Source organism: Azonexus sp. MM2026_4, assembly GCF_055901855.1.
Map to the genome: position 1 here is coordinate 2708415 of NZ_CM148380.1, position 16327 is coordinate 2724741.

Sequence of the window (16327 nt, forward strand, 5' to 3'; positions counted from 1 at the left end):
CGCGCCTATTCCCCCTCGCCGAAATAGTCGGCGATCAGCGCCAGCAGGGCTTCCATCGCTTCGGCCTCGTCCTTGCCGTCGGTTTCGATGGTGACCGTCGAGCCCTTGCCGGCGGCCAGCATCATCACGCCCATGATGCTCTTGGCGTTGATGCGGCGGCTGCCCTTGCTCATCCACACCTCGCAGGCGAACTTGCCGGCGAGCTGGGTCAGTTTGGCGGAAGCGCGGGCGTGCAGGCCGAGCTTGTTGATGATCTGGGTTTCCCGGGTGAGCATGGTTCAGTGGTCGAGCAGGTTGAGGATGCCGTTGCGGCCGCCATCGCGGGCGCGCATGAGCAGGGTTTCGAGGTCCTTGTCGCGGTGGGTCAGCGCCGACAGCAGCATCGGCAGGTTGACGCCGGCCAGCCCGACAACGCGGCCGGGCTGCAGGAGTTTGAGGGCAAGATTGGCCGGCGTCGCGCCGAACAGGTCACTCAGCACCAGCGCACCACTACCGCGGTCGACCGTGGCCAGCAGTTCGCGCGCCGCTGGCAGCAGGTCGAGCGGATCGTCCTGCGGCGCGACGCCGAGCTGGGCCAGCAGCGGCGGCCGCTGGTTGAGGACGTTGCAGACGTCCTGCACCAGCGCTTCGCCGTAACAACCGTGAGTGATGAGGAAGATGCCGATCATGCGGGCCATTCTAACCCGCGAGACCTAGTTTTCGGCTGACGACGCGGATGAGCCTACCCCCACTGCTACGCATTGACTGCGGTCGTCTTAGCGCTTTAGAAGCCAGCTACGCAAGTGCTTGGCCAGCCCTAACCAAATGTCTGCAGGAAAAATAACAGGTACAAAGCTCGGGGCACGTTATGCATCGCGGCAAATTCATCAGGAGTATTGCCACGATTACCCTGCATGCGATATTCCAGCAGCGCAACCAGCCGTTCCATATCGATAATTTCATCGATCAAGGCTGTTCGGCGGCATACGTGAACGGCTTGCCGTACCTGCTGCAACTGGCGGTTATAACGGTCATGGAAATCGGCGGAATAGGGCTCTTTGCTGGTACGCCAACGCAGCGCATCAGGCAGGATGCCGCGCATGCCGGAACGGATCATGTAGCGCTTGTAACCGTTGTGGATCTTCATGTGCCCGGGTAGCGCGAGGCAGAATTCAATGATGCGCTTGTCAAAAAACGGCGTCCACAGAGTCGTTTGTTCATGGCCGACATGGGCTCCAAAATTTAGCAGGCGCCGACCATAGTTGCGGTAGTAGTTGATCAGATTGATCTGATTGGTGCGATGGTCAACCGATGTGCGGCCATACGCATTGGACGCTATGGCTGCATCTGCGTAGCCACCTAACTGTCGCGCGACGAAACTATTCCGAATAACCGAAGATCGTTGAAGCTGTGCGAGGGCAAAATGAGGCCTCCAACGTGAGACCAGCCAATCGGGTAGGAGCGGCAGGATCAACTCGCCCTTGACGAGACTTGTCCACGAGCGTTGTTCCTGACTGGTGCGAGCTCGCAATTCCCTTAGCAGCAGCCCTGGCTTTCCCTTCAGTAACCATTCGACCATAACGCCGACGCCATTGAAGGTTGCGCCGGTTTCTCCGCCAATACCGTTGAGTATCACGCGTGCCTTGTGGTGGCTAGCCGCTTCCGCCATTGCCGTAGTCAGGTAGTGGGTGGATGGGCAGCTTGGCATTTCGGCGCTGGCAATCAACTGCGCGAGATTGTCGAATGGACCACGTCCGGGAGCACAGACATATTCGATATCGAGATTGGTTTTGACCTTCAGCGAATCGATGTAAGCACGTTCATCGCAAACCTGGCCGCTGTAACCCGGAGGGAGTACAGCTGAAAGGGCTGTCAGACGCTGCCCCCGCTCGGCGAGCAGGTCTGCTGCTACGCCGGTTATCGCCGATGAATCGAGCCCTCCACTGAACATGCTGGCGACGGGGAAGGCGCTGCGCAGGCGTGCGCCAACGGACTGGCGAAATAACTCCTGAAAGGCGTCAACGCAATCATCTTCGGTGCTGATAGTTAGGCGCCGTGCGCTGTCAGGCTCCCAGTACCGCCGAAGAGACAGGCCGTTAGCGCCAACCGTCAGCGTTGATGATGCCGGAAGACAACGAATGCCCTCAAAAAAAGTCCATTCTCCATCGGCATACAACAGCCCCGGCGTGCTTATCGACGCAAGGCTTCGCAGATCCGGCGATCTCTTGATAGAAGGAATGGAGTGGATGGCCCGGATTTCAGACGCAAAGACGAACATCCCGGGCCGCCAATGGTAAAACAGCGGCCGGAGACCCATGGGGTCGGTGGCGCAGAAGAGCTCCTGGCGCGCCGCATCCCAAATGGCAAAGGCAAAATCGCCGAGAAGATATTCAGGACAGTTTTTACCCCAGCGCTCATAGGCCTTTATCAGCAGCTGGCTGTCCGGCATTTCCCGCTGTGCCTGCTTGTCGATGGACAAAAGGGCGAATAGCTGTTCGCGGTTATCGAGTCTGGTATCCGCGGTAATGGCGAGAGCGGGCGCGGCTTGATGAAATGGAAGAGTTTCGGTCAGGGACTCTGGCGTAATGTGCAGCATCTGGTGGCCAAGGCCGACCGGACCCGCATGCCAAGCGCCGCGGCCATCGATGCCGCGGTGATCCAGAGTTTGCAACTGCCGCGCCAACAGGGATGGATCAAGTGGCCTTCCGTCAGCAAAAAAAATGCCGCAGATAGCGCTCATCGAGCGTTCGCAGGAAGAAGATCAGAAACCACGAATGAGCGGCGATAGTATCAAGGGAGATCAACGCTACACCGCAAGGCAGCGCTGATTTTATGGTGCCGGCTCCTGGCGCTTCCGGCCGAATACCGGTGGCTGGAAGCGTCGATGTTCCAGCAGCGGCTCAACTCAATTCGGAGGCGAAGTCGGTGCCGGCTACTCCATTGCCTGCCGTGTCTTCGACAGCAAGCTCTTTGACATCCGGTTGGGCCCAGACCTGTTTGACGTTCTGAACAACGACCTTGGTATCTTCAATCATGCTTGGTCTCTATCTGATCGATTGGAAGGAAGGGCAACAAGACCGGCCTGTGCCATTTTGGTGAAAAATCGAAGCAGGTCCGCCAGACATTGCTCCGGATCGACATCATACTCACGAATAAGTGCGCTCACAATCTCGATAATGGAGGGAGAAGTCTCCAGCAACTGCCAGATTCGACTCGCAATTCCATCAAGCATGTAATATTTTCCGCTTTCCATATTCATCATCACCTTGTTGCCATCAAGGTCTGTGGCAATCAAATCCGGCATTCGGGCGACGACGCTGTACGGTCCCAACTGTTCAACAATGGCCATGACTTTCCTCCTGAGCGATATCCATTTGTGCCCGCACCACGCGCATTTGTTCGGCAAGCGAAAAAGTCCCAGATGTCCGTATCAGACGCAAGCCGCGAATTCTGGCGCACAATTCCACACATTGCCTGAAATGCTGAGGCTTAAGCCCCAACCCGCGCACCAGCCACGGCCGGTAGGTGTTCTGAATAAGAATGGACAACGTATCCCCTTTGTCCAAAGGGTGAATGCTGACATCCGCACACGGTGTAGGCTGCAATTCACAAATTGCGACGAGTGGAACAGCCGTGGAGCAGAATCCTGCGGCCGAGGGCAGTGCGTATTTATCCATATCTGGTAGCACGCGAGCGTGTCCATCGATGTTCAACCCCATCGCTTCGGCGCTGTCGCGCCACAATTTTTGCTGAGGATAGGCCGGGCTCAGCCAAGGTGCGCCGTCGGCCTCGAAACTCACTGCTGCAACATCGTCGGTCAGAAACTTCGCCCCTTGCTGACGGAAAGCAGCGAGCAAGGAGGATTTGCCCACCCCCGAGGCCCCGGTAAAGATGATGCCACGCCCATCGAGTGCAATCGCACTGCCATGTATCGGCAGAATGCCCCGCTGCATTAGAAGTGCACCGAAGGCTGTACCGAGCAGGAAGAGACGAACCGTCTTTTCATCGGCAGCCGCAGCGGGCTCAATAGTTATATTTTTGCCATTTTCAACATGGAAACGACCGGCTGCGGGGACATTGAGCAGTAATTGAGACGGGCCGACCTGACAGTTTTCTTGTCTGAACAGCACATTGTCGAGGTCGAGCGGTACCTTGCCGTAGCGAATGTATACATCGGCATTGCCATGCGCCAGTGGAAGTTCGGGCAGCGTGAGTTCCGATACGACCGTCAGGCCAAACACACTGTAAGTAACAGCATTCCGGGCCCCAGCGGACAGATCGTTTAAATACATAAGACAAATCGACTTCTCAACCAAACCAATGGCCAGTATTGCATCTTTGGATCGTGTTGTATCGCTTGACGCGCCGCCTCTGTTACAAGGACGCATCCCTAAACGCCTACCCCCGAGTTCATTGCTTCTCGACTGACCATTAATTTCACCGGCACACCGCGAGACAAACTCTCAGGAGCTGGAGTCTTTTGACATCTCGGATTTTGGCATTGGCATACTTGCCTTGAGGACGCCTGCGACGACTAGCACGGCACCGGCCAACTGAGGCATCGATATCTGTTCGTCAAGCAAGCACCACCCGAAGCCGATGGTCAGCATCGGCCCGACCATGCCGTACAGCGAAGTTCGTCCGGCACCGAGCTGGCGGATCGCCGCCGACAGCGCGAATACAGGGATTACCGTCGAGAGGACCGCCATCGCCAGGCTCCAGCCATAGACAGGCAGTGGCTGGACGATTGCGGTCAGCGGCTGGACAAGACAGAAATGCAGCAGCGTGATGGCGGTCGATACCAGCATCGCCAATGCCGAAAAGCGCATCGCACCCAGTTTTGCAATCATCGGCGCACTGCCTGACAGATATAACGCGTAAGCGACGCTGGAAGCGAAGACCAGCGCCCCCCCGACGAGAACATCGCGCGGCTCGCCGAGCCCAAGATCATGGACGAAGGCGAAACCGATTCCGGCGTAGCACAACAAGCAGGCGACGAACTCGCGGCGGCTGAAAGTCTTGCCCTGAAAAAGCACGCCAATGAGGAGGGTCAGCGTCGGGTAAGTGAACAGGATCAGCCGTTCCAGGCCGGCCGAAATGTACTGCAGACCCATGAAATCGAGAATGCTTGCACCATAGTAGCCAAGGCATCCGAGGATGCCGACGCGCACCCAGTCAGCACTGCTCAGAGCCGCATCCGGGCGATGCCGGGCCAGCCCGACCCAGAGGAAGACAGGCAGCGCGAAAGCCATGCGTAGCGCCAGCAGCGTGATCGCATCGACGCCGTAGGGATAGGCGAGCTTGATGAAAATCGCCTTCATCGAGAAACCCAGCGCGGCGATCAGTGCCAGCAAAATGCCGAAGGAATTTGCTTTCTCCATATTGCCTGCTCAGTCGGCGAACAGGCGGCGCAGCCGCCAGGCAATACCGATCACCGCCAGCCCGCAGACGAGCATCGCCGCACAGACACCGAGCCAGCCGGCATGGCTCCAGGCCCAGCCGGTGGCGGTGCCGACGACGCTGCCGCCGAGGTAGTAGCTCGACAGGTAAAGCGCCGCAACGAAACCGCGACGCGGCCCGGCGCGGTGGCCGACCCAGGCGCTGGCCACCGAATGGACGGCGAAGAAGCCGAAGGTATACAGCGCCAGCGCGCCGACGATCAGCCACAGCGGCGTCGCCAGCGTCAGCGCGATGCCGGCGGTCATCAGCAGCGCCATCAGCAACTGCATGCGCTGGCGGCCATGGCGGGCAACCTGGCGGCCGGCCCAGGCCGACGAATAACTGCCCACCGCATAGAGCAGGAAGATGCTGCCGATCGCCGCCGGCCCCAGTTCGTAAGGCGCCAGGCCGAGGCGGAAGGGCAGGTAGTTGTAGAGGCCGACCAGCGTTCCCATGCTCAGGAAGGCGGTGCAGAACAGCCAGGGCAGCCCGGGATCGGCGTAGATGCGGCGGACATCGGCAAACAGCTGCCGCGGCTGCAGCGAATGTGGCCGGAAATGCGCGGCCGGCGGCAGCAGGCGCCAGAAGGCGACGGCAACCAGCAGGCCGAGCAGGCTGACGGCGAGCAGGCCGTCGTGCCAGTTGCCGGCCCAGTCGCTGACGGCGGCGGCGAGCAGGCGGCCGGCCATGCCGCCAAGCGCGTTGGCGCCGATGTAGAGGCCCATCGCTCGCGCCCGCTCGGCGGCCGGCAGTTCCTCGCCGAGGTAAGCCATCGCCGCCGCCGGCACGCCGGCGATGCAGACGCCGAGCCCGGCGCGGGCCAGCACCAGCAACCAGAAATCGGGCGCCCAGGCGGAGGCCAGCGAAAAGACAGCGGCGCCGGCAAGGCCGATGCGCATCAGCCGTTCGCGCCCCCAGCGGTCGGCGATCAGGCTGAGCGGGATGAGCAGCAAGGCCATCATGCCGGTGCCGGCGGTCACCGCCAGGCTGGCGCTTCCCGGCGTGATGCCGAAGGCGACCGTCAGTTGCGGCAGCAGCGGCTGCGTGCCGTAGAGCAGCAGGAAGCAGGAAAATCCCGCCAGCGACAAGGCCAGCGTGATGCGGAACGAAAGGGGCGAAGACAAGGCGTTTCCCGGCAAGGTTCAGGGGATCGATTGAACGCCGGGCCGGCGCCGTCGGCAATTGGTATTATCGCAAGCGAGCATTCGCCCAGGACGAAACCTTGCATTACGACCTTCCCGACCTCCGGCTCGTCGCCGCGATCGCCGACTGCGGCGCCCTGAGCCGCGCCGCCGAGCGCGTGCACCTGGCGCCGTCGTCGGCCAGCCACCGCCTGACGCAACTCGAAGCAAGCCTCGGCGTGGCTCTGTTCGAACGCCACGCGCGCGGCCTGACGCCGACCGTCGCCGGTGAGTCGCTGCTCCGCCACGCCCGCCAGGTGTTCGCCCAGCTCGAACAGATGCACGCTGACCTGGCGCCTTACGCCAGCGGCCTGAACGCCCAGGTCACGGTATTCGCCAACACCAACGCGATCAACTGCTTCCTGCCCGAAGACCTCGGCGACTTCCTGCGCGAGCATCCGCAGATTCGCGTCAGCCTGGAAGAACAGCCGAGCCCGGCGATCGTCGGCGCGGTCGCCGCCGGCCAGGTCAACATCGGCGTGGTCGCCGCCGAAGGCGATTTCGGCGGCCTGGAAGTGACGCCCTACCGGCGCGACCGGCTGGTGCTGATCGTTCCCGCCGAGCATCCGCTGGCACAAAAAACCGAGATCGCCTTCGCCGACGTGTTGAGCGAGTCCTTCGTCTGCCTGCACGCCGGCAGCGCCATCCATACCTTCATGATGAACCACGCGGCGCGCCTCGGTGGCCGGCTCGACGTGCGCATCCAGGTACGCAGCTTCGCCGCCGTCTGCCGCATGGTCGGCGCCGGGGTCGGCATCGGCATGGTGCCGCGCTCGTCGGTTGCCGCCGACGAGCGCCTGCAGACGGTGGAAATCGCCGACGCCTGGGCGCCGCGCGACCTTCACCTGTGCGTCCGCGAACGCAGCGCACTGAATCCGGCGGCGCGCGCCCTGTTCGACCACCTGGCGGCGATGAGCAACTGAGACCTCAGACCAGGGTCAGCCAGTCGACGTGGCGCGCATCCTCGCCGCGTACGCAGGCGAAGAAGGCCTGCTGCAACCGGCGGGTCAGCGGGCCGGGACAGCCACTGCCGATTTTCCGGCGGTCGACCTCGATTACCGGCGTGATTTCGGCGGCGGTACCGGTCAGGAAGACCTCGTCGGCGCAGTACAGCTCGTCGCGGGTGATGCGCTTGCTGCGCACCGCCAGACCGAGTTCGCCGGCCAGCGTACACACCGTGCGGCGGGTGATGCCGTCGAGCGCCGAGGTGGTTTCCGGCTGCAGCAGCTCGCCGTCGCGGACCAGGAAGAGGTTTTCGCTCGAACCTTCGGCGACGTAGCCCTCGGTGTCGAGCAGCAGCGCCTCGTCGTAGCCGTCGCGGCGCGCTTCGCGCACGGCGAGGATGGAGTTGGCGTAGATCGAGATCGCCTTGGCCCGGCACATCTGCACGTTCGGGTGGTGCCGCGCGTACGACGAAACGCGCACGCGGATGCCGTTCTCCAGCGCTGACTGGCCGAGGTAGGCGCCCCAGTCCCAGGCAGCGACCATGGCGTGGGTGGCGGCGCCGGCCGGGTCGACGCCGGTCTTTTCGGCGCCGAGAAAGAGCAGCGGCCGGATGTAGCCGCTCTGCAGACCGTTGCGTGTCACCGCTTCACGGCAGGCGGCGGCCAGCGTCGCCCGGTCGAAAGGCAGGTCGATGGCCAGGATGTGCGCCGAATCTTCCAGGCGCTTGAGGTGCTCGGCGAGCCGGAAGATCGCCGGGCCGGCCGGCGTCGCGTAGGCGCGCAGGCCTTCGAAGCAGCCGTAGCCGTAGTGCAGGGTATGGGTCAGCACGTGCACCTTGGCATCGCGCCAGGGCAACCAGTGGCCGTCGAGCCAGATGAATCCGTCCTTGTCTTGCATGGTGGTTTTCCTCATTGAGATATCTCGGTTGACCGCGACCGCGGCCCACTGAAGCGCGCGCCCGGGTGAGCGCGACGGTGTCCGCTGCGACAAGCACCGGGTAGGCGCGCGCTGACGGAATGAACGGTGAGGAAAGGATGAGGGTCGCCAATGGTGAAAACAAACGAATTGTCACCATATCGAATGAAATTGATTCATCATAGCTCCCTCAGCCGCGCTCCCGACGCAGAAAACCGCCACGCGCCACGCCGCTGCCTCGCCCGGCCGGTTGACCGCGGCGCTTTGCGCCGCTTGCATTGACGGAGAACAGATTCCACGGCAATACTATTTCGACACATCGGCGTGCTCTGGCGTGCGCAAAACGATATTCGGGAGGAGACGCAGTGAGGTACGACGAGTACAGGCTTGACGACTTCCTGCGCATCGCCGGTCGGGCTGTCGCGCCGCATCGGTTGCGCCGGTGCAATGCCGGAATGCAGCGCCGAGTATCGTGATCGATAGCGCACCTTACCGGGAGCGCCTGCACCTGGCGCTGGAAGCCGCCGGCATGGATCTCTGGGAGAACGATCTGATCAGCGGCGAGGTGACGCACCGCGTCTCCCGCATACTCTGCGACCTCGGCTACGACGAGCAGGAATCGCTGGCCTACATGGACGATCTGTTCGCGCTCGTGCATCCGGGTGACCTGGCGCGGGTGCAGGCCGCCATCGCCGACCACCTGAACGGCAAGACGCGGCAGTACCGCTGCGAATTCCGGCTGCGCTCGCGCGACGGCGCCTGGGTCTGGTATGCCAACTACGGCAAGATCATGACGGTTGCCGAGCCCGCCGGCCGCCGCTTCATCGGCGTCACTTTCAATATCGACGACCGCAAGCGCCGCGAAGAGGAAATCTCCGCCGCCAATTACAAGCTGGCCGAGCAGAACCGCGAACTCGACCGCATGAACGCAATCCTGCAGACGCTGGCGACCACCGACGCGCTGACTGGCCTGGCCAACCGGCGCCGTCTGTTCGAGATGGGCGAGAAGGAATGCCGCCGCGCCCAGCGCCAAGACCAGCCCCTGTCGTTGCTGATCGTCGACATCGATCACTTCAAATGCATCAACGACACCTGGGGGCATCCGGCAGGCGACCGCGTGATCCGGGCGGTCGCCGATCTCTGCCGGAGCCGCTTCCGTTCCGACATCGACGTCGTGGCCAGGATCGGTGGCGAAGAGTTCGCCATCCTGTTGCCGGCAACCGGCTACTCCGACGCCTGGCGACTCGCCCAATGGCTGTGCGACTCGGTCGCCGAACAAGCGCTTCCCCTTGATACCGAGACCGTCGTCCCCTGCAGCATCAGTATCGGCGTGGCGACCCTGACACCGGAACGGGGAATCGCACCGGACATCGAAGCGTGTTTTTCCCAATTGCTGGCCGAGGCCGACAGTGCCATGTATCGGGCCAAGGCGGACGGCCGCAAGCAGATCCGGGGCGCATACGGCGTGCCCCAAGGATGATGCGACGAAGCAAATTGTCTAAATCGCCAGCACCGACGCTGTCCACCACCACATGCCCGACCTCGAAACCCTCTTCCTGAGCGCCAGCCGCCTGCTCGGCGACGGCGAACTAGGCGCCGCCGAGGTGCTGCTGCAGGACATCCTGCGCGCCGCGCCCGACCTCGCCGAAGCCCGGGCCAACCTCGCCCTGGTGTACGACCGGCAGGGCCGCAGCGAACTGGCCGAAGCCGCCTACCGGCAAACCCTGGCGCTGGCGCCGGAGCTAGTGCAGGCGCGCCTCAATTTCGGCCTGCTGCTCGCCGCGCAGAAGCGTTTCGCCGAGGCCGAGGGCTGCTACCTGCGCGCTCTGCAGGACGAGCCGCAGGCGGCGGCTGCCTGGAGCCAGCTCGGCGTCCTCTACGCCTGCCACAAGCGGGAGGCCGCAGCCGAGCAGTGCTACCGCACGGCGCTGGCGCTTGACCCCGGGCATGGCGGCGCCGCCTTCAACCTGGCCTACGTGCTGTTGCGCCAGGGGCGCTACGAGGAAGGCTGGGCCCGCCTGGAAGCGCGCGACTGGTACGCCGCGCTCGACCGCGAACTGGGCCTGCCGCGCTGGCAGGGCGAGCCGCTCTCCGGCAAGGCGATCCTGATCGGGCTAGAAGCCGGGCACGGCGACATGATCCAGTTCTGCCGCTACACGGCGCAACTGAAGGCAGCCGGAGCGCGGCGCGTCTCGGTGCTCTGCCACCCGCCGCTGGCCCGTCTGCTGCGCGGCCTGCCCGGCGTCAACGACTGCATCGCGCTCGGCGACGGCGTCGCCGACCCGCACTGGGATTACTGGACGCCGCCCCTGAGCCTGCCCTACCGCTTCGCCACCCGGCTCGACTCGATCCCCGCCGAACTCCCCTACCTGAGCGCCGAGCCTGCTGCCGTCGCCGCCTGGGCCGCCCGCCTTGGGGCTGACGAGGGACGGCGTGTCGGCCTGGTGTGGAAGGGCAACCCGCGCTTCGAGAACGACCGCGAGCGCTCGCTACCGTCGCTAGGCACGCTGGCCCCGCTGGCCGGCATCCCCGGCCTGCGTTTCTTCAGCCTGCAGAAGGGGGCTGGCGAGGACGAAGCGACCGCGCCGCCCTTCCCGCTCACCGACCTGGCGGCGGAAATCGACGACTTCGCCGATACGGCGGCGATCGTCGCCAACCTCGACCTGGTGATTGCCGTCGACACCGCTGTCGCCCACCTTGCCGGCGCGCTCGGCAAACCGTGCTGGGTGCTGCTGCCGGATTACAAGACCGACTGGCGCTGGCTGGACGGGCGCACCGATACGCCCTGGTACCCGGGCGTCGTCCGTCTCTTCCGTCAGCCGCCGGGCGGCGGCTGGTCGCCGGTGATCGATGCTGTCGCCGCCGCGCTCGGTGCCTTCGCCGCCACCTGAACGGCGTCGTGCGCGCCGCGCACCAGCCAGCGGATGAAGGCCATCGCCGCTGGCCGCTCCTGGATCGCCGGCGGCGCCACGACGTAGAAACTGCGGTCCGGACAATCGACAGCAAACGGCCGGCACAGCCGCCCGTCGGTCAGGTAGGGCGCGGCCAGGCTGCCGGCCATCAGCGCCACGCCGTGCCCGGCGACGGCGCCTTCGAGCATCAGCAGTGCATCCTCGTACAGCGGCCCGCTCGCCGGCTCCGGCCGCTGCAAGCCGGCGGCGGCGAACCAGCGAGCCCAGGAGAGCAGCGGGTGACGCAACAGGCGGCAGGCGTCGAGATCGGCCGGCACCGTCAGGCCGGCGGCCAGCGCCGGGCTGCACACCGGGAAGACGCGTTCCTCGAACAACTTCCAGGCGAGCAGGCCGGGCCATTCCTCCTCGCCGTAGCGCAGGCCGATGTCGGCCTCGCCGGCGAGCAGCGGCCCCAGTCCGGTGGCGGTGGCAAGCGCGAACTCCAGCGCCGGGTGGCGCGCCTGGTAAGCGGCGACGCGGCCGACCAGCCACTGGCTGCCGAGCGCTGGCGCCGCCGAAATGCGCAGGCGCTCCTGGCGCGGCGAGCGCAGGTGAGCGCTCGCTTCGTCGACACGCAGCAGCGCATCGCGCACCACGGCGAGGTAACGGCGACCGACCGGGGTCAGCGCCACCGCCCGGTGACGGCGTTCGAACAGCGGCTGGCCGAGGTGCGCCTCGAGCAACCGGATGCGGTGACTGATCGCCGACGGCGTCAGATGCAGCGCCTGCGCCGCCGCCAGGAAACTGCCCAGGCGCGCCGCCGCCTCGAAGGCGGGCAGCGTGTGCAGCGGCGGCAGGTCGGTCATCGCGGACTTATTCGCCGGTGGCCCGCATTTCGGCCATGAATTCGCTCTGAATCTGCTGCATCTTCGGCATGGCCGAGGCCATCAGCCCCTGTATCTCCGGCATGATCTTCCGCATCACCAGCGGCATCTTGCGGATCAGGGCCTGGCCGGCCGGCGTCTGGTAAAAGGCGAGCATGCCGGCGACCTCGTCCTCGGTCAGCGTTTCGCGGTAAATGCGCAGGTGCATCGGCTCCATCCGTTCCCAGGCCAGCTCCTCGCGCAGCACCACCAGCATGCGCGCCTTCATGCGGTCGATCGCCTGTTGCTGGCGCGGGCTCGGCCGGCGTTCGCCGAGTGCGGCGAGGATGCCGGCGTTCATCTGCGCTTCGAACTGGGCATTCATGCCGTCGAGCAGTTCGCGCGCCTGGGTGACCGCCAGCAACGCGCGAATCGATGCTTCGCTCGCCGGCTCGGCGGCAAGAACAGCGGTAGAGGTGGAAAACAACAGGGCGGCAAAGAGCAGGCGCAGTCGGGTCATGGCACTTCTCGGGTTATGACAAGGAATTGGCCTGCCATTGTAGTCCGGCGACCGCCCCGACGCCGACAATAATCGCCTTCAGGGCCTTGCCAGCCACAGCCAGGCGCCGAGCGCGCCGCAATTGGCCAGCACGGTAAGCCGGAAAACGCGCAGGAAGGACGGCTTCGCCGACTTGTGCCGCAACACTTGCTGCGCCGCCAGCGCCCCCGGCCAGCCGCCGAACAAGGCGATCAGGTGCAGCCGGCGCTCCGGCGTCCGCGGGCGCTGCTGACGGGCGGCCGATTTGTCCCGCCAGTAGATGACGACAGCGCAAACGCTGGCGACCAGGTAGACCGCGGCCAGCGCCACCGGCAAACGCCCGCTTGCCGCCAGCCCGCCAAGCAGGAGCAGGAAGGCGGCGCTCACCGGCAGACCCGGCCGGATCGCCGGCGAGCGGCGGCCGCTGCGCTTCAGCGCCGGCCGCCGAGGATGGAACCGAGCACGCCACGCAGGATCTGCCGGCCGAGCTCGCGGCCGACGGTGCCGGCGACGCTGCGTGCAGCGCTCTTGGCGGCGGCTTCCAGCACCCCTTCGCGGCGGCCGCCGCGCGGGCCGGTGGTACCGGTCAGCATGTCACCCAGCCCGCCCAGGAAACCGCCGCCCGAGGTTTCTGCTACCTCAGGTACCGGCGCCGGCTGCGGGCGCGGCATCGCCGTCGGCCGGGCCGGGCCGCCGGGCGCGGCCGGCGCCGGAATGGCGCCGGGACCGGCCTTCTTCGGCGCCGCCGGCTGGCCGCGCAGGATTTCGTAGGCCGATTCGCGATCGACCGTCGTCCCGTAGGTGGCGAGCATCGGCGAGGCCTCGATGCTGGCGCGCCGTTCGTCGACGCTCAGCGGGCCGAGGCGTGAAGCGGGCGGGAAGATGAAGGCGCGATCGACGATGTTGGGCCGCCCCTTGTCGTCGAGGAAGGAAACCAGCGCCTCGCCGACGCCCAGTTCGGTGATCGCCTCGGCGGCGTTGAACTTGGGGTTGGCGCGCATCGTCTCGGCGGCCGACTGCACCGCCTTCTGGTCGCGCGGCGTGAAGGCGCGCAGCGCGTGCTGGACGCGGTTGCCGAGCTGGCCGAGGATCTTTTCCGGGACGTCGAGCGGGTTCTGCGTCACGAAGAAGACGCCGACGCCCTTCGAACGGATCAGCCGCACCACCTGCTCGACCTTGTCCACCAGCGCCGCCGGCGCACCGTCGAAGAGCAGATGCGCCTCGTCGAAGAAGAACACCAGCTTCGGCTGGTCGAGATCGCCGGCTTCCGGCAACTGCTCGAACAGTTCGGCGAGCAGCCAGAGCAGGAAGGTCGAGTAGAGCGCCGGCGCATGGATCAGCTTCTCGGCGGCGAGCACGTTGATGACGCCGCGGCCGTTGCTGTCGACCTGCATCAGGTCGGCGATGTCGAGCATCGGCTCGCCGAAGAAGACGTCGCCGCCCTGCTCCTCGAGCGTCAGCAGGCCGCGCTGGATGGCGCCGATCGACGCCGTCGACACGTTACCGTACTCGGTCTTGAACTGCGCCGCGTTGTCGCCGACGTGCTGGACCATCGCCCGCAAGTCCTTGAGATCGAGCAGCAGCAGGCCCTGGTCGTCGGCGATCTTGAACACCATCTGCAGCACGCCGGACTGGGTGTCGTTGAGGTTGAGCAGGCGGGCCAGCAGCAGCGGCCCCATGTCGGACACCGTCGCCCGCACCGGCACGCCGTTCTCGCCGAAGACATCCCAGAAGGCGACGGTATTGGCGTAGTTGGCATAACCCTCCAGCCCCAGCTCCTCGACCCGCTTCAGGAGCTTGGGACTCGGCGTACCGACCGCCCCCATGCCGGACAGGTCGCCCTTGACGTCGGCCATGAACACCGGCACGCCGATGTAGGACAGCCGTTCGGCCAGCGTCTGCAGGGTCACCGTCTTGCCGGTCCCGGTCGCCCCGGTGATCAGCCCGTGGCGGTTGGTCATCTGCGGCAGCAGGGCGGGAAAATCGTCGGCGGATTTGGCGAGGTAAAGCGGTTCGGACATGGGAAAAAACTCCGGGCGGGATCAGATGCCGGCATTCTAGCGCCCGGGCGGCTGGCTGGGGTGAAGGAGGGTAAAGCGATCATCTTCGGGAAACCCCTCACCTTCCGAGCGCCTTGACCGCCCCCCTCGAGCGTTCCGACAAGTCAGGAACAGTAGTCTTTCCCCTTGTGCCCGGGTTCCTCGCACATCCTGGCGGAACGCCACAGATAATCCTGGCGGAACCTCTTTCCCGAGGAACGCGCAAGGACAAGTGCCTTGACATATTCAGCACGTGCCTGACCGATGCTTCCTCCTTCTTCTGCAACAGTACCCTGATCGTCAAACCTGATCGCATTCAGCATGTCGAGCTTGTCTTGAGAAAGCCCTTCGGTTCGGCATCGCTCAATAAACTGTTTCATTTGTTGATGGGAACCACCCCATTTCGGCGTCAAGTGAATCAGATAGCGTGCCCGGACAAGAAAGTTGGATGGCAAAACAGCATTTCCCAGCGCGAGATACTTGTCGGCTGCACGATCATCGCTCTCAAATTGCGCGATATTGAGCAAATGAAGAATGGTGATGTACGACTTGGGATTCAAACGCAACCATGTCGACAGGTCTTCCTTCGCAAGCTGATGCATGCGTTGCATGTAGGCGATATTCTCCTGGGGCACCTGGGAAATATAGGCTGTACCGCGAGTGAACTCGCCCAGTTTTCGATAGTAGACCCCGCGCGCAAGATACGCGGAGGCGGAAGCCGGGTATTGTTTTATCCAGTTTCCTAAATCAGCACGATATTGATCCTGGCGTTGATAAAAAGCCTTGTAGGCATCCAGGAGTTCATATTCGGATGCCGCCCCTGCTTCGAATCGCTCTTGAAGCCCGGCATACGCAGCTTCAACTTGCGCAACGCTGTTTGACCTCAGTTGCTCAAGCGGAGCCGATGTTTGCGCATGCAGCAACTGATGACCAAGAAGGAAAACGCAAAGAACAAACGAGACGAATCTACGCATGGCGGATATCCAAGAGGCAACATGGTGCTGCCGATTGTGCTTATGTCATTGTCACCAAGCAAGCCATTTGTTCTTTCTGCGCCAATTCCTGACGACTTCACCCCATTTTGTCGTGTACCGCCCCGAGCACCACCGAAACGAACTCCCCGCGCGAGGTCGAGTTGTTTTCCTGCTGATTGGCAGCACACCAGGCGGCGAACTCGTCGGGGTCGATCTGGCATTCCAGGGCCATCACGCCGGAGCGCTGGAAATTGCGGCGGGCCGCGACGGCCATGGCTTTCCACTTGTCGAAGCTGTCTTCGAAGCATTCCGGATCGGTCGCGGTGGCTTTGACGCGGGCCCAGGTTTCCGGGGTGTACCAGGTGACGCCGATGACCATCTGCCGGCTGCGGCGGCGGGCTTTGAGGCTCTGGCTGAGGGTGGGTTTTTTCATGATGAGGTCGGATTCCGGCGAGAAGATCGACAAAGCAAGCAACAAGCGGACCCAAAAAGCGGCGCGGCGGCCTGACGGGAAAACGCCGGACGGGTAAAATCGCCGCTTCTTCGTTATTCGCATTCAGGAA

At 64.1% G+C, this 16327-nt stretch carries 18 protein-coding genes; 3 read left to right on the plus strand and 15 right to left on the minus strand.

Going from position 1 to position 16327, the window contains the following annotated elements; genetic code table 11:
• Positions 1–5: 5 nt before the first annotated feature.
• The 8 genes from AC0KWY_RS12725 to AC0KWY_RS12760 form a co-directional block, all read right to left on the minus strand.
• The gene (locus tag AC0KWY_RS12725) at positions 6–275 is read right to left on the minus strand and encodes an HPr family phosphocarrier protein (RefSeq protein ID WP_121458751.1); all 270 of its coding nucleotides are present in this window, start codon (positions 273–275) and stop codon (positions 6–8) included.
• Positions 276–278: 3 nt separating this feature from the next.
• A complete protein-coding gene (locus AC0KWY_RS12730; protein WP_474029727.1) occupies positions 279–668 on the minus strand; it encodes a PTS sugar transporter subunit IIA in 390 nt (129 codons plus the stop codon).
• Between the two features lie 128 nt (positions 669–796).
• The gene (locus AC0KWY_RS12735; RefSeq protein WP_474025864.1) at positions 797–2719 is read right to left on the minus strand and encodes an asparagine synthase-related protein; all 1923 of its coding nucleotides are present in this window, start codon (positions 2717–2719) and stop codon (positions 797–799) included.
• Positions 2720–2879: 160 nt separating this feature from the next.
• The gene (locus AC0KWY_RS12740) at positions 2880–3014 is read right to left on the minus strand and encodes a hypothetical protein (RefSeq protein WP_474025865.1); all 135 of its coding nucleotides are present in this window, start codon (positions 3012–3014) and stop codon (positions 2880–2882) included.
• Positions 3011–3328, minus strand: a complete 318-nt coding sequence (locus tag AC0KWY_RS12745; RefSeq protein WP_474025866.1) for a PqqD family peptide modification chaperone — start codon at positions 3326–3328, stop codon at positions 3011–3013. The genes AC0KWY_RS12740 and AC0KWY_RS12745 overlap by 4 nt, the downstream gene beginning before the upstream one ends.
• The gene (locus tag AC0KWY_RS12750) at positions 3315–4367 is read right to left on the minus strand and encodes a hypothetical protein (RefSeq protein WP_474025867.1); all 1053 of its coding nucleotides are present in this window, start codon (positions 4365–4367) and stop codon (positions 3315–3317) included. The genes AC0KWY_RS12745 and AC0KWY_RS12750 overlap by 14 nt, the downstream gene beginning before the upstream one ends.
• A gap of 75 nt (positions 4368–4442) precedes the next feature.
• On the minus strand, positions 4443–5360 hold the full coding sequence (locus tag AC0KWY_RS12755; RefSeq protein WP_474025868.1) for a DMT family transporter: 918 nt from the start codon (positions 5358–5360) through the stop codon (positions 4443–4445).
• A 9-nt stretch (positions 5361–5369) separates the two neighbouring features.
• Complete coding sequence (locus AC0KWY_RS12760) at positions 5370–6542, minus strand: MFS transporter (protein WP_474025869.1); 1173 nt, start codon at positions 6540–6542, stop codon at positions 5370–5372.
• A gap of 98 nt (positions 6543–6640) precedes the next feature.
• Here AC0KWY_RS12760 and AC0KWY_RS12765 point away from each other — a divergent pair, with 98 nt between their 5' ends.
• Positions 6641–7522 (plus strand): LysR family transcriptional regulator, encoded by an 882-nt coding sequence (locus tag AC0KWY_RS12765; protein ID WP_474025870.1) that lies wholly within the window; start codon positions 6641–6643, stop codon positions 7520–7522.
• A gap of 4 nt (positions 7523–7526) precedes the next feature.
• Here AC0KWY_RS12765 and AC0KWY_RS12770 read toward each other — a convergent pair whose 3' ends face one another.
• Positions 7527–8441 carry a branched-chain amino acid transaminase gene (locus AC0KWY_RS12770; protein ID WP_474025871.1) on the minus strand — a complete coding sequence of 305 codons (915 nt, stop codon included), beginning with the start codon at positions 8439–8441 and terminating at the stop codon, positions 7527–7529.
• Positions 8442–8931: 490 nt separating this feature from the next.
• Here AC0KWY_RS12770 and AC0KWY_RS12775 point away from each other — a divergent pair, with 490 nt between their 5' ends.
• Positions 8932–9939 (plus strand): GGDEF domain-containing protein, encoded by a 1008-nt coding sequence (locus AC0KWY_RS12775; RefSeq protein WP_474025872.1) that lies wholly within the window; start codon positions 8932–8934, stop codon positions 9937–9939.
• 52 nt (positions 9940–9991) lie between these two features.
• Positions 9992–11350 (plus strand): tetratricopeptide repeat protein, encoded by a 1359-nt coding sequence (locus AC0KWY_RS12780; RefSeq protein WP_474025873.1) that lies wholly within the window; start codon positions 9992–9994, stop codon positions 11348–11350.
• Here AC0KWY_RS12780 and AC0KWY_RS12785 read toward each other — a convergent pair.
• The 6 genes from AC0KWY_RS12785 to AC0KWY_RS12810 all read right to left on the minus strand — a co-directional run bounded on the left by AC0KWY_RS12785 (position 11275) and on the right by AC0KWY_RS12810 (position 16320).
• Positions 11275–12216, minus strand: coding sequence for a LysR substrate-binding domain-containing protein (locus AC0KWY_RS12785; protein ID WP_474025874.1), 942 nt, complete (start codon positions 12214–12216; stop codon positions 11275–11277). The two genes, AC0KWY_RS12780 and AC0KWY_RS12785, sit on opposite strands and share 76 nt — an antisense overlap.
• 7 nt (positions 12217–12223) lie before the next feature.
• Positions 12224–12733, minus strand: coding sequence for a DUF2059 domain-containing protein (locus AC0KWY_RS12790; protein WP_474025875.1), 510 nt, complete (start codon positions 12731–12733; stop codon positions 12224–12226).
• A 78-nt stretch (positions 12734–12811) separates the two neighbouring features.
• Positions 12812–13138 (minus strand): DUF1294 domain-containing protein, encoded by a 327-nt coding sequence (locus tag AC0KWY_RS12795; protein WP_474025876.1) that lies wholly within the window; start codon positions 13136–13138, stop codon positions 12812–12814.
• A gap of 44 nt (positions 13139–13182) precedes the next feature.
• A complete protein-coding gene (locus AC0KWY_RS12800) occupies positions 13183–14772 on the minus strand; it encodes a helicase HerA-like domain-containing protein (RefSeq protein ID WP_474025877.1) in 1590 nt (529 codons plus the stop codon).
• Between the two features lie 143 nt (positions 14773–14915).
• Positions 14916–15764: a DUF4034 domain-containing protein gene (locus AC0KWY_RS12805; protein ID WP_474025878.1), complete on the minus strand. Its 849-nt coding sequence runs from the start codon at positions 15762–15764 to the stop codon at positions 14916–14918.
• 97 nt (positions 15765–15861) lie between these two features.
• A complete protein-coding gene (locus tag AC0KWY_RS12810) occupies positions 15862–16320 on the minus strand; it encodes a hypothetical protein (protein WP_474025879.1) in 459 nt (152 codons plus the stop codon).
• Positions 16321–16327 lie beyond the last annotated feature (7 nt).